Origin of the sequence: Flaviramulus sp. BrNp1-15, assembly GCF_022259695.1 — a bacterium.
Classification (GTDB): Bacteria; Bacteroidota; Bacteroidia; order Flavobacteriales; family Flavobacteriaceae; genus BrNp1-15.
This window is the reverse complement of record NZ_CP092099.1, coordinates 1860753-1875794: the sequence shown is the minus strand read 5'-3', so window position 1 is coordinate 1875794 and position 15042 is coordinate 1860753. Positions and strand designations below refer to the sequence as shown.

The following is a 15042-nucleotide window of genomic DNA, read 5'->3' as shown; positions in this document are numbered from 1 at the left end:
AACTAAAATTATCGTTTCAAAGTAAAATGCCCTTGAAACTCTCTACCATCCTCTAAATATACTCTAAACCAATAATCATCGGTTGGTAACATGTTGCCGTTAAATGTTCCATCCCAACCTACAGATGTTGTTGCTAATTGTTTTATTAATTTACCATAACGATTGTAAATAAATATATCACTGTTCGCTTGAAACTGACTACTTACTCCCTCAACCTGCCAATAATCATTAGTACCATCTCCATTTGGTGTAAAAAACTTTGGATAACCTATTACAGATACGTTAATGAAACTTGTGCCACAACCTTTTTTATCTCTGATGAATATAGTGTGAACTCCAGATTCAATATTACCAAAAAAAGGTTCGTCTTGATAGTTGGAAAATTCATCATTCAGAGAGAACTCATAATCGCCTTGACCTAAAATTTGAGTATTAATAGTTATGGTATTATTGTTAGGATTATCTACAACGACTATATCATTTTGTGTAATATTTGCTAATTCTGAAGCATTTACAAAAACCTCTCGTGTTTTAGAACAATTTGTGCCATCAGTCTTTGTTAAGGTAACTGAATAGGTTCCTGCAATTGATACCGTTAAGGTTGGTTCTTGTGACAATACGGTTCCATCTTCATAAACCCATTCATAATCAAAATCCTCACTACTATTGATTTCCTGCGGATCTAAAACTACGGTAAAAGTTGGATCTGACGAACAAACTATTTGGGGTGTTTCTACAGTAAAATCAGGAAGTGGGTTTACAATTAAATCAAAACTTGTAGTATCATAGCAAACATTATTAATCGGGTTAATTACATTTACAGTAATGGTTTGACTTGCGGATAAAAACGGATTAGGCAACGGGCTTGAGAGTTCTGTTCCAGATTCATCATAATAATGGACTTCCATATCCGTTTGTCCGTTTAAAATGGTGCTTTCTATTTGAGAGGTATCAAAATCATGCAGTCCATCGGCATCATCAATACCATCATCACAAACTATAATATTAGAAACAGGATAAGCTATAGGTTGCTTATCTACAATAAACTCTAGAGTAGTTTCATCAAAGCAACTTCCATCGCTAACATTGTTGTTTGATACTCTAATTTTTAAAACTTGGCTCCCCGTTAAAAACGGATTTGGTAATGGACTTGGTAAAGCAGTATCATTTTCATCAAAGTAAGACACCGTAACATCACTCAAAGATTGAACTCCCAAAACAGTAGATTCTACCAAAGACACATCAAAAGGATATTCTCCATCTTGATTATCGTCACATTGCCTATCTATAGTAACCATGTTTGCATTAGGTATAGGTTCTACATATAAATTAATATGCGCTCCTAAACCCAAACAATCATTATCTAGCTGCCCATCTACTCTAACATAAATTTGTTGTGAATTTGGGTAACCTGTATTTGTGTAATTTGAAATATCTGAAATAGAATTTTCTTCTGCTAAGGCATCAGCTTCATTTCTGTAATAGTTAATTATCAATTGTTGTCCAGAAGGAAACATAGCTTCTATTTCAGAATGTACACCATTAAAATCGAATTGAGATATACCATCTATATCATCATCACAAACATAAAAATCTCTTGTGTAAGTACTTGGAATCTGCGTAGTGGTTACAATCAAATCAATTTGACTTGTTCTATAACAGCCATTGTTATTTTCAATTCTTCCCCAAACCACATCATTACTTACCGTTTGGTTTATATATGCAGTTATATCGGTAATGGGGCTATTATTATTTTCTGCTTGAGTTTGGGTTTCAAAAAAAGTTATGGTTTCGTTTGCAGCATTTGAAGTTATCTTAGAGATAACCTCGTTTAAATTAAAATTGCTAAATCCATCAAGGTCATCATCACATTGCTTTAGTTCAACAGCAGAGATAACCATTGGCAACTCCAATACTTCTAAATCGAATTGTGTTGTTGCTGAACACGAATTATTTAACCTATTGATGACTTGCACATAAATAGTTTCCGAAACGCTAGCATTGATGTATTGCAATGGTGTTGTAATTTCATTAGTTAAGGCAGCATCAGTAAAATAATTTGTTTTAAAATCTGCAATGGATTGTCCGTTTAATATTTCTTCTTCTTTTTCTGTTAAATTAAATTCTACCAATCCATCAGTATCTGCGCCTACACTTGTATTATCACAAATAGAGATTTTTGATACGTTCTGATTTGGCACAGGCAATTCTAATACAACAATATCAAAACTCGTAATATCATCACAAGCTATGTTGTTACTGTTACGAATGGATGCTATGATGGTTTCATGGGTATAAGCTGTAGTATTTATATAGCTTACTAAGTTTGAAATTGGTGTGTTAGTTGTATAATCTGCTACTGAAGCATAATAATTTACTTCAAAAACAGATGAATCCTGTCCATTCAAGATAGCAGCATCTTGTTGTGTTAAGTCAAAACTGTAAAAACCGTCATCATCATCATCACAGACTAACAAATCAATCGGTTGGGTTGCTATTGGCAATTCGTAAATAGTTATATATTGCTCATTTGTGTCAGTTTCACCTCCTGAAGTAGCCGTAACGGTTACGGTATAGGTTCCTGGGCTTGTAAATACATGTGTGGGTTCAAAATCTGTGGATGTGTTGTTAGCTCCGGATAATGGATCTCCAAAATTCCAAACAATACTGTCTACAGTATCACTTAATTTGAAGGTTGTGGTATCACCATAGCAGTTGTTATCATGATCAAAAGCATCAACTTTGAAATACGATTGTATAAAAGGCGGGAGACCATTTTTTGCTAGTCTCCATTCCAAAAAGACAGCATCATTTTGATAATCACTAGCCAACCCAATAGAATTAGGATTGTTTATAACGTGCAGATAATTACTGAATGCTTCAGATACATAAATTTTACCATCAACAGCTAATTGAAGGGCACCGTAGCCTCTTGGGTCTTGTGTTAGCTCGGTTATAGAGTTTAAAATATCATCACTAGAATTATAATTCAAGTTAAATTGATAGATACCCTCGAATTCTAAACTGGCATATAAAACATTGCCATCAGGAGAAAATTCTATTCCATAAAAAGTAGCATTATCCGCACTGTTTTCATTCAGTAAGGTTAAAGGGTTGTTGACTTCACCTGTCGTTGAGTTAAAATCAAATAATTGCACATTTAGTTGGGCGTTTGCCACTGCCAACCTATTACCTTTAGGTGATATTTTTATTGCTCCGATGACATTCAATCCCTCATAGACATAAGAACCAGAAGCTGATACAATTGGTGTTGTATCAACACCCAAATTTGTTATCTTATACGATAAAAATTCGTTACTATCAACTTTATGGGTTACTACCCATACACAATTACCGTTGCACCCAGTAATTGCCGTTATTTTCTCACTCATTGGAGCAAAAAGCTTGATATTCTTATTCATATTAATTCCACCCAAACCGGCATCTAAACGCATATCCACTTCAGAATATTGAATTCCATCTTCTCCTAAATGCCAGTCCACGGTAAAAATGTAATATATATTGTTGTCTCCTGGCTTGGGCACAATTAAACCAGAATGTGTGCTTGAACCATCCCCCTTTAGTCCTTCGCCATTTAGCATAATATCATGATTTTTGTTATATACCGTTCTACCATCTGTGTAAAACAATAATTTACCATTTTTATCAGAAATTGTGGCGCAACCCTCAAAAGTATTAAGTTGTCCATCTGTTAGGGCTACAGGACTACCACTGTTAAAATCTAAACCAGCATATTCCCCAAAATACCAGATATTGGTTTCTTTTTGGGCTAATGCAAAAAAAGTAATTAATAAAAAAATATATAAAGTTATCCTTTTAAGCATTATTAAATAGCTAATGACTTATTTACCAAATAAATATACAAGTTTTTGTCGAAAAAGCAGTAAGGGTTTTCCGTAAAATCGATAAGATGTTAAGGTTTGCCTTTTAACAAAAAATTACAGTGTTTTTTGAGATATTTAACTTAGGAAATGACTTTAAAATAAAAGACTACGCTTTATTTCTAAAATGTAGCTTATAAACTTATTTAAATTGTGTTTATTAAGCTTCGAAATTACAAATTTTGAAGCACTGAGGGCATTACCATAAAGCTTGTAGTTTAACATTTGGTATTTCACTATTACCTTCTTCATAAGCTGCATAACTACTATGTCTCCAATCTCGCTCATGATATACCATTTCTGATGCTACTGGATTGTAATGTATATAATTTACACGTTGTTCTATTTTTATTTGATTGTCTAACAATACAGGATGAAAACCATCTTTCCAAACTTTATAGTTTTTACCTTTTTTAATTCTATAAGCTGCATAACTAAACTTGTTTAACAACCATTCTCTTCTACTTTCTGGATATTCTTTTATGGCCTTTATAAGTTCTTTTGAAGTAAATTTTTTGAAATCTCTGATAATGTCTTGCAATTCATCAGTATTAGAACTTATAATCATATGAATATAACTACTCATATATACATAAGCATGAACATTCAATCCTTTGTTTGCAATACAATAGTTTAAAGAATCATCTAATATTTTAAAATATATTGGTCTTATAAATAAATCTACCCAGTCTATAATAGTTATAGTTACAAATGTTGGTTGCGTGCTATCTATTACTTTATATTTTTGAGACATGTTTTAAATATAAATAATCTGGTGCGCATTTGTTATGCGTATCTGCTTTATATGTAAAAGCATTAAAAATACTAAAATAAAGTTAGTCACACTTCACAGAAGTGCGCCAGTTGGGGTGTCTAAAATATTCATAAAAACTTTTTTAACCTTTTACGGTCAAAATTAGTCTTATGCATTTAATCAAACAAGTTTTATCATACTTTTTTTAGTCGATTAAGAGTAATATATTTGCTTAATACAGTAATTTACGTGTATTTATAACCGTTTAAGTATAATTTATATGTTGTCATTTGGTAAACGCATTTCTATTTTAAGAAAAGAGCTTGGATTATCTCAAACAGATTTAGCCAACCAACTCAACACGTCTGTTAGTGTTGTTTCTCGTTATGAACTTGATAAAATGACACCATCGGTTGATACTGCCAAAAAACTGGCTCAACTTCTTAAAACTTCTGTCGGTTATTTACTTGGCGAGAATGATGATGCGGAACTCTTTAAAAACCCAGAGATGCTCAAAAGGTTTCAGGATATTTCAGAGTTTAATGATGAGGACAGAAAGTATATTTTGTATACTCTTGATGCACTTATTAAAAACGTAAAGCTTAAGTCTATTGCTTAAAGAAAAACCTCTTTATGAAGTTACTATTATAGTAGCTATAATCAGCACGATTCTATTTAGATTATTTATTAATGTTTCAGGGAAACTTTTATCTAGTTTAGGTATTCAGGAATTAATACTCAATTATGACCTTAAGTATCTTATTTTTTCAATTATTGAACTTATTGGTGTTTTGTTATTCTTATATTATTATAACAATAAGCAAATCATTATATCAAAGACGATACCTGTAGTTTATATTTTAATAGCTATTATGTTAGCTATATTTTATGTTCTTTTTCAAGAATGGTTAAATTGGTTTTACGATTTAGTCTTTAAAACAAACTATCAAGAACAAATAAGTTATGACTTTAAAATACCTGTTTTCTCTAAACTATTATTAGCACAGTCTATATTGATTCCTATTGCAGAAGAATTATTCTTCAGAGAATATATACAAAAAGGATTACAAAAAAACTATAGAGGATTTATTGCCGTTGGTTTATCTAGTATTCTTTTTACCGTGGCACATTTGTCTGACGTTCATAATATGTATCTAGTATTTTTTGGCGGGCTAATTTCTGCAATACTCTACTTAAAATCAAAATCGATTATTCCTTCTATTGTATTTCATGTAATGTGGAATATTACAATACAGTTTACTTAAGCTGAGACTGAAGTCTCTTCAAAAGTCATTCCTGTTAGTCCATTTTCTTCAATATTCTTTTTAATTTTTTCACTTATGTAAATTTCATTTGTAATCTTCCAAAACATAGTAGGTTTATGAAAAATAGAATAATTACTGATTTTGGAACTCGAGAATGATGGTTTTATAATCTGGTCAGTACCAGGTACATATTTCGTTTTATTCTGATTAAGGACATCCATCTTTTTATTAAACCTAGGGATAAAATAATCCCTAGGTTCATTTTTTAAATACACTTTTGCTTTTACCCACTCTATTCCTTCATTACCAATTAGGTTGTTTGCGATTACATTCTTTAGCTTAATTGACATTAGAGGCCAAACTAGACTATTTGGAAGATAATCAAGCCAAGGGTTTTCTGATTCAGTAAAATCTTCACTTTCAACTAAACCTTTTTTAGTCATAGATACTTTAAATAAGTTGAGACTAAAAGGCAGTTCTTCTTCGTTTATTTCAAAAACTAACTCGTGAGCTAATTTAGTATCTGCTGGCGCATTTGCGACAATTGACTCACTTTTATTTTCTACACCGATAAGATAATAATTCATAATTATTCCCATCCAGCCTTTCTTAATAATTTAGGATTATTAATTACTGGTTTTTTTACATATTTATTAAACAATTTCAAAAATACTTTTGTATTACCTCCAGCTTCCATAGAAGCTTTTTGCATACCACTTAAAACAAAATTATGATAGGCATTGGGATGTCTTCCTAAATGAGGTAAAAGCATTTTATTCCAAGCTCCATCCAAATCTAAACCAAATTTCTTTGCAATTTTACCCATTTGACCAGTATAGACACTATGTTTATTAGTAGCAAAATGATGCATTTGCATAGGCAACTTTTTAGCTCCACTACTAATAAGAGATTTAGAAAGAGATATGTACGGACCTTTAAGTAATAATAATTCAAAAATTATATTATCTTCATTTATATTACCCAATGCTTTTGGTACTTCACCACCATAATAATCATATGCCTGTGAAGCCCACATAATTAGAATAAAATTAACTTCTTCCGTGATTTCTAGGTCTTCAAGAACAGAAATATCAAGCCACCCTTGACCTATACCTCTTATTGTTTCTCTCCATGATTCAAAATAGTCGTTCTCAGAATACCATTTTTTATCCCTTGAACTATAATATTCTGTTGACCTTAAAGTCACACCATCCATACTCATAGCCGTTTCTGTCACGGTTCTGGTCTGACCCTCTTTTGGGCAATCATCACAGAAGCCTCCATTCCCATCACTATACCAAGTAGTTTTTCCACTTCCAGACTTGTTGAAGGCATCCATTATCGAACTTGCAGAATCTGCTCCACTAGGGTCAGCAAAATAAACTGGATTATTATCAAACGCTTGGTAAGTAGAAAAATCAAAATGTGTCTTAGGGTCAATAGCAGTGAACCTTCCTATTGCAGGGTCATATTGCCTAAAATCCATCTCATATAAATCAAGTCCCAAACTTTCATTAAGCTCAACACCTTGATACTTGTAAGGATGGTTGGTTATTGGGTTATTGTTATACCCTTTATGACGTAACCCAAAGGGATAGTAGTTGTTCTCCTCAAGTATCTCGAGCGAGATAGACCCAGGGTTGTTCTGGTTAACATCCTTGTAGCTAAGCCTCACGTTGCCCAAATGGTCCTTGTACTGGTACACATAGTCAAAACCTGAGCCATAGTTACTCGGGTTTATTGGTTCTGTATAACCCTCGCCATTGTTAAAAAATTTCAAAGAACCGTTCTCGTACACATAGTTGCCCGCATACTCCGTTATCTGCTCCGGAAACGTAGCTCCGGCAACCTTTTTTCTAAGCTTTGTACCTAACGCATCGTAAATATACGTAATTTCTGCCATCTGGCTAGGAAAATTTATTTCATCTGGTAAATTTAAGTGGTTGTAGCCAATATTCGATGAAATACCCTTATTGTAGTCGCGCCAAATGTTGCCGTTGGGGTCATAGGTGTACTCTGTAGATGCAGTTGAGCCATTGGCAAACCCATATGTAGAATTGCCACCGCTAAGTTCCTGTACATTTTTTAATTGGTTACTTTCAGGATTATAGTTGTAATCCAGCTTGTCCATAAGGCCATAAGCTGTTACGATACCACTACTGTTAATATTGGTATGCCCTCTTCTTTCAAGAAAAGTTATGTTTCCGTTCTTATCATAAACCACAGAGCTCAAATTGTAATTACTGCTATTTGCAATGCCGCTTGATATTCTATTGAGAGCGTCGTAACCGTACCTATACCAACGCAGTACGTTATCATTTTGGGTCTTCCATTCGGTCTCCGCTATGTTGCCATTGTAGAGTTTTGTTCCGCTATGGTTTACCGTGTTGTAGTTTATTTTAAAGGCAAATAAGTCGTTTCCCAAAGAAGTATTTGGGTTGTTGATCTGTTTGAGCCAGCCTCTGATGTTGTAAGTATAGTCTATGGTCTGTAGCCCAGGATAATTTTGGTTGTCGCCATAAAGGTCACCCCCTACTCTTTTACTTGTTAATTGACCAAGTTCGTCGTAAACATTAACCACAATCAGTTCCGTGGGCTTACTGTTTATCTTGTTGGTGTGCGTGAGCAGGCGACCCACATGATCGTAGGCATATTTGTCCACGTTGGTTATCGTTGCCTTACCCGTTTTGGCGTGTGTGGCATTTGTCTCCGTGACCAGCCCCGTAAAGTCCAGTTTGCTCTTTACGACATCAGTCGTGCCTAGGTAAGGGTTATCGCTTGCCGTATAGATTACCTGCCCCTTGCTGTTATAGCCCATAACGGTGGTTGTCCAGTGGTTTGTGGTCAACACCTTGACCTTGCTGCCCGTTGCTAGTCCCTTGGTCAGTTTTCGGGTACTGCTCGCATTGTTGTAGTTAATGATGGACTGCCCCATCGATGTAGGAGGCAGGTTCAAAGACGATGGCTTGTTAAAGGAATAGTTGTCGTAATAATTAATAGTCAATATTTCAATATTACTATCATTGATATAAATGGGATTTGTAAAGCACTTTAAGTAATAAATTGTGACCCCATTGATGTTTATTGAAGAACTCTGTTTATCTGTAAACAGTATATAATTACTTGTATTAACATGGTATTGCATGGTCTGCCTATTCCAGCTTGGTCTATACACTTTACCAGTATAAGACACTCTTCCAAAACTATCATATGTAGTAAAGAGCCACTTTCCCTGACTTCGCAGATTAGCATCCTGAGTAATTACAGGCCTATCTAGTTTATCATAAATTATATATTCTAAGCCTTTGCCCGGTATTTTCTTTTCCACCAGCCTATTCTTTTCATCATATTTGTATTGGTAACAAAGCTCTGATAATTCTGTGGAATTCGGTATATCTGAATCGGCATCTGCCTTTGGTGGCAGTACATAGGTCAAATTGCCATAGTCGTCATAAACATAATAAGTATCGTGGATGGCAAGCCCTTCACCGGGATCGCTAGTGTCTCCGTCCATATTTATATCACTAGCGCCGTAGGTACGTTTCAACACTATGCGCCCCTGTTTATCCTTGAACTCTTCTGTAGTATGGGCTTTTGATGATGTGCCGTCGTGGTTCTCATCCTTGGTCACCGTTTTATAGAGCTTATTGGCATCGTAATAGCCATAATTGTTGATCTCACTGGTGTCCAAACTTAAGGTTGGGACGTAAGTAGTAACGTTACTTGAAATGGAAATGGTCGTACCGGCGTCATAACTCCTAACCTCAGCACCTGTATTGGTAACATATCCAAACTCGATTTCATGGCCTCCTCCAAGCTCCCAATCAGCTCCCGGTGCAGCTTGTTTTTGTACACGGGAGAGCGGGGAGGCTTCCAGTTCTTTCTGGGAGTACGGGTTGGTGGTGTTTTCATACTTGCTTGAATTCGCATAAAAGTTATAGTGAGGGCTATTAGCGTAAGTCAAAGAGGTCTCAATGGCATTACTGCGGTAGGAAGCCATGACAGAGGAATTTGCATAGGGTAAAAACTCTTTTTCTTGCCTACCATAATCATCATAATCTATAGGAGTTATAATGTCCTCACCGCTACCCCCACCACGTATTCCAATGTTCTGCATGGGTCTGCCAAGGCCATCAAAATACGCTATGGTTTCAATTTTATCCTGCCCCTGTACCAAACCGACTGTACTAGTTATGCCCACTCTGGGGATAAGGGTATGGATGTAATTTTCATTGCTATAATTGTTCTCTGGACAGCCATAATTGGTGCCGTATACCGATGGACATTGATCCGAGTTGTTGGCTACATAGTTGTAAGGCTGTAAGGCTTGTTGCACGCTTACTGCAGGGTCCCCAAATCCGTCTTGATCATCCCCATCGTAATACCAGGTACTCATGCTTGCATTGACTTGCACCTGTAGTTCAAAAAAATACCAATTCCCATTATAATAACCATTAAAATATAAATAGTGAGTGCCTGGAAAAATCCATTGCACGGATGCACTTTGCGAACTGTAAGAAACTAAGTTGCCAGAGCTTGGATCCCAGTTTACAAATTGCGCACCTGAATAGGGCTGCATATAATTTTCTGTATCCCCTTGGTCTACTATTGTTGGACCTAAGATTTGTGCCTGAACTTTGTTATTTATAAAAAATATTAGAAATAATGAGAATAAAAGTTTTAATATATTTTGTTGGTATAATGTTTTCATGACATGATTGATTAATTTTTTGTGAAGTACCATTGTGGAAAGAATAATTTTCCGTTCTCAGTATCTTTTGGTACTAGCACCAATTTGTTTTCAGTTAACAACGCTATATTTTCTAGGTTTACCAAACCGTCTGGGTACACTACTTCCAATACCTTACCGTCATCTTTCAAACTCCATGTGCAATCTATAGTACTTTCATTTGAATCTATCTGGGATAAGGTGCCATCGGACTTTATCATGAGCTTGCGACCTATGTAGGACTGTTTTATCATCTCTTGCCTCTCAAGGGGCATCTTTTCAAAATAAGCCTTTATGTCGGTATCCATTTCTTCATAGGATGATTTGTAATCAAAAATCCAGGTACCTTCTATGGTATTAGAAGTTTCTTGCCCCGAGGCTACCATGCAAGGGATCATAAAAATTGTTAATATTATGTATCTAAGTGTAATCATAGTTTCGTCTTTTTAGGGTAAATTTTGAAAAAGGGAAGGCCTTTATTCCTTGTAATGGTATTTTGTTTTGCTAAAAATATTCCCCATAGCATCCCTTACATATTCCAAACGGTTAAAACTGTCGTACTCGTAATAGATTAGATAACCCTTGGGGTCCGTCATACTAGTTATCCCAACTAATGGGTCATAGGTGTAGGTCGTTACCAAAGCATCGGGAAGCCCCGACCTAATCTTATTGAGAGCCGTTATCATGCTTGACTGTGAATACGTACCGTTTCTGATATCATTCAGTTCGCTCGGGGTCAAAGTAGCAGTAACTGCAGCTAGTGTCGCGTTCTCGACCTTTGCTACAGGGTATTGCCTGTTATAACCCCAGAGATATGTAATAGTAGGACTGTCCATCTGTTTATATTCCGTTAGGTTGCCAGTTGAAGTGTCGTAGGAAACGAATTCTATTTTACTGTATATTGCACTTGTACCCTTTTGCTCTTTTAGGTATTCTGGCAATATGATATTGTTACCCCAGTCCTTGTAGTCCGTTTTCGTTCTGGATAACAGATTGGGCTCTGAGACATTGCCTTTGTATGTGCTCTGCTCTATTATTGGACTCAGGATGTTCTTGGTGTCCGCCATCGTTAAGTAGGGCTGCGAACCATAGTCGTGTGGGTACTTGAAGGTGGTAGTTATCATTTCGCCTTTACTGTTCGTGATGGTCTGCTCGCTGACTGCTACGTTGGTTTGGTTGTATGTGTAATCCGTGGTCGTTAAGACATACTTTGTTGAGTCAAGGCTAGCATACGTGTAGCTTTCCATTGAAGTCAACAAAGAAGCTTCTTGGATGGCTTCTGTGTCCATGGCTTTGAAAGAGGCTAAGAAATTTTCTTTTACTTCGATCATAGCAGGAACTACAGCCCATTCTGTTGGAAATTCATTCATGTTATAAAAACAAAAATGACCTTCTGGAATATCAAGAAATGAAACGGACCTAGTCAACTTAATGCCCATGTGATAGGTCGTAGCAAACAGATCGGAATACACATACCTATCCTCTAAAACAGGATAGTAAGTGCCATTGTTTAGCTCATAAACCTTTTTCGAGGTCATTTTAGGGGTATAGTTCCCTTTATCCCTGAGGTTAGGATGCCAAAATCTAGGATGCTCATATTCAGCGTATGTGTTATCGTTGAAAATAAAGTCTGTTTGGGAGAAGGGCTCCTCGTATTTATAAATCGTTTTGCCGGCATGGTTGGCCAACGTGCCATTGTATTCAACTACCTCCCTATACATGATGGGCATCCCAGGGGCTACCTCCAGAGGAATCAAGGGGCTCGAAAAAACCAAATCTAAGGTATATGGGTTGCAGTTTGAAGGCGTGGCACCACCATAATATTTTTGCCAATATGCGAAATTCTCTTTTCTTACCTGTTGGTATCTGGCACTTCCATATTTATATGTCTTGACATCGGCGATTTCATTGCCATTCTTGTAATTGGTGATGCTCTTGACTCTGAAACCGCCTACATAGCCTCCTGTATTGCCCGCTGTTGGATAAAGGCTATTTGCTGCATAATGCCGCTCAAAGTCAAAGACGGTCTTACCCCCAGTTGGGTAACTAATCTCCTTCAGCATACAGGACTTTGCATAATAATTATTTGTATGAGCCTTTCTGTCACTGCCATAGCTTTGGTTATGGTAGCTCTCTGTGATAAAAATGGACGGGACGTTGAAACCAGAATTGGAACTGTTGTAGTACCCCCAAAAATCTTCATTGTGCATCCCACCGTTTGCCCTGTAGTCCGGCAAAGTACTATTTTCGTAAACAAACGAATATGTTTGGGGGTCAGAACCGACCTGTTTGCCACGTATATCTACACTATTCAACCGCAACCTTTTGTTTGCAACGGTCGTTCCAAAATATATATCGTTGTTGAGGCTGATGTGCTTGATGATTTCTGTGGGTGACCCCGCCGGGGACACCGTGATCTCGGACAACCGCTTTGCACTTGGAAAATCCTCACGGTCGCTCTGGTAACTAAACCTTACCACGGATTTTGAACTGACTATGGAATCGAGGACGGGAGCATACTTATTCGGATTGTAGGCATTGGAAGATATAGAGGCTGGTTCGCTGCAGTTTGATGGTATGATTGATTCACTTTGAGCGGTATATGTTACGGAAGATGTTTGGTAAACCTGGTCAGTCGCGGCATAATGGAAGGTTATGGTGTCCTTGTCATCGGCAGATTTTACTTCGGTTAAATACCACTCTGAAATACCACTGAAACTGGAATTAGGCGGTTTATGATTAAAGTTATAGGATGTGCCGTCATCGTCCTTAATAGTAATGGAAAGTATATTGTTACTTGTGTTGGAAATATTAATTTTTATCGGTTTATTGGGCAGTGTGATTAAATTTTGATACGTATAATCGTACCTAAAAACCCCTGAGGTGCCGTTGGGCAATTTGTAAAAAAAGCGGTCGCTCATGGGGTCTTCGTTATCAAATTGATTCTGTACTCTGAACCAATATTCCAAATTGACCATGGATTGAAAGCATTTATTAGGCTGAAGCTCCTCCAGATAAGCTGCATATACGGTGTCAAGCAAATGTTGGGCATCATCATAGGTTTTATTTGCAAAGCCTTTTTCGTCTCTTTCACCCATGATTGTTCTAGCAACCAGTCCGCCAGCATTTAAAACCCATCCTAGACCGACCTCAGAGGAAACGTCCTCTACCTTTATCCCAGATGCATGGTAGCTCAATGTTATAGGAAATGATAGTTTCCTGCCCTCAACGGTACAGATGGGGATACTTATATTGGGAACTCCCGTACTGTAGTCAACGGGTATCTCCCCATAACGCATAAAGTTCTGTGCCGTTGGTGATGGAGGAATTATCTCCTGTTGTGCACTTATGATGTTTGAATAGCTTAACAACGCTACTAAACAAGTGCCCAATATAATTTTGTTTAGATTTTTCATGGTTGTGTGTTTTGATTTTTGTAAATCTATAAAGACATCCAAAAAAAAAAATAAGGGTTTCCCATACAAAACATAAGGTCTTGAATTTTTAAATTATTTTTTTAAATTAGTAAGTAATTCCTCAATTCAATAAAAGTTTTCGCCTACATTTAAGCAAATAACCAACCCTTATTAAAAGTAAGGGTTTGCCTTACTTTTTTTTGATTACATATAAATAGATTTGTTTTTGTTTGTTTGAAATCAATGAAAAGAAGCTTGCAAACTCTTACTTTTTTTACGCGAAAAATTATGTCATATGATTAAACCGCTAAACACCCTAATTATTGAAGATCACCAACTTATAATAGATGGTTATATAAGAGCATTAGATTATGTTTCTTCCAAAAACCATACTATTCAATTTAAAATTACAGTGGCTAAAAATTGTGATGAAGCTAATCTGGAAATAGAACGTGCTATTGAAAACAAACTTATTGATCTAGTATTTTTAGATATTAGCTTACCACCCTCTAAAACCAAAAAAATTGTATCTGGAGATGATTTAGGAATAAAATTGAGATGTATGTTTCCTAAAGTTAAAATTATCGTTTCTACACACTTAAATAACAATTATAGACTTGTTAATATACTAAAGACTGTTAAACCTAACGGTTTACTACTTAAAAGCGAATTAAACTTCCAAAACTTAACAGAAGGGATTCTAAATATTATATATGACATTCCTTATTACAGCAAACCTGTATTGAAATTAGTGAGGCAACATATCTCTAATGATTTTAATTTAGATGATATCGATAGACAAATGTTATATCAATTATCACTTGGTGCGAAAACCAAAGAATTGCCGGAAGTAGTTCATTTATCATTAGCAGGAATTGAGCGCAGAAAACGACGTCTTAATCAAATTTTTAACAATGATAAAAAGTCTGACAAAGTATTACTAAGGCTTGCGAGAGAAAATGGGTTTTTATAAAAA

The 15042-nt window shown here is 35.8% G+C and carries 9 protein-coding genes; 3 read left to right on the top strand and 6 right to left on the bottom strand.

The window, feature by feature from the left end; genetic code table 11:
- Nucleotides 1–8: 8 nt before the first annotated feature.
- On the bottom strand, nt 9–3845 hold the full coding sequence (locus MBM09_RS08340; protein WP_238673246.1) for a T9SS type B sorting domain-containing protein: 3837 nt from the start codon (nt 3843–3845) through the stop codon (nt 9–11).
- Nucleotides 3846–4101: 256 nt separating this feature from the next.
- The gene (locus MBM09_RS08335; protein ID WP_238673245.1) at nt 4102–4656 is read right to left on the bottom strand and encodes a transposase; all 555 of its coding nucleotides are present in this window, start codon (nt 4654–4656) and stop codon (nt 4102–4104) included.
- 280 nt (nt 4657–4936) lie between these two features.
- On the opposite strand from MBM09_RS08335, the gene MBM09_RS08330 reads away from it, so the two are divergent.
- Nucleotides 4937–5275 carry a helix-turn-helix domain-containing protein gene (locus tag MBM09_RS08330; protein WP_238673244.1) on the top strand — a complete coding sequence of 113 codons (339 nt, stop codon included), beginning with the start codon at nt 4937–4939 and terminating at the stop codon, nt 5273–5275.
- Nucleotides 5268–5921 carry a CPBP family intramembrane glutamic endopeptidase gene (locus MBM09_RS08325; RefSeq protein ID WP_238673243.1) on the top strand — a complete coding sequence of 218 codons (654 nt, stop codon included), beginning with the start codon at nt 5268–5270 and terminating at the stop codon, nt 5919–5921. The genes MBM09_RS08330 and MBM09_RS08325 overlap by 8 nt, the downstream gene beginning before the upstream one ends.
- On the opposite strand, the gene MBM09_RS08320 is transcribed toward MBM09_RS08325, so the two are convergent.
- The 4 genes from MBM09_RS08320 to MBM09_RS08305 all read right to left on the bottom strand — a co-directional run bounded on the left by MBM09_RS08320 (nt 5918) and on the right by MBM09_RS08305 (nt 14066).
- Nucleotides 5918–6520, bottom strand: coding sequence for an imm11 family protein (locus tag MBM09_RS08320; protein ID WP_238673242.1), 603 nt, complete (start codon nt 6518–6520; stop codon nt 5918–5920). The two genes, MBM09_RS08325 and MBM09_RS08320, sit on opposite strands and share 4 nt — an antisense overlap.
- Complete coding sequence (locus tag MBM09_RS08315; RefSeq protein ID WP_238673241.1) at nt 6511–10632, bottom strand: DUF6443 domain-containing protein; 4122 nt, start codon at nt 10630–10632, stop codon at nt 6511–6513. The genes MBM09_RS08320 and MBM09_RS08315 overlap by 10 nt, the downstream gene beginning before the upstream one ends.
- A gap of 11 nt (nt 10633–10643) precedes the next feature.
- Complete coding sequence (locus MBM09_RS08310) at nt 10644–10871, bottom strand: hypothetical protein (protein ID WP_238673240.1); 228 nt, start codon at nt 10869–10871, stop codon at nt 10644–10646.
- A gap of 255 nt (nt 10872–11126) precedes the next feature.
- Nucleotides 11127–14066, bottom strand: a complete 2940-nt coding sequence (locus MBM09_RS08305; protein WP_238673239.1) for a hypothetical protein — start codon at nt 14064–14066, stop codon at nt 11127–11129.
- A 295-nt stretch (nt 14067–14361) separates the two neighbouring features.
- On the opposite strand from MBM09_RS08305, the gene MBM09_RS08300 reads away from it, so the two are divergent.
- Nucleotides 14362–15039: a DNA-binding response regulator gene (locus tag MBM09_RS08300; protein WP_238673238.1), complete on the top strand. Its 678-nt coding sequence runs from the start codon at nt 14362–14364 to the stop codon at nt 15037–15039.
- The last annotated feature ends 3 nt before the right edge of the window (nt 15040–15042 follow it).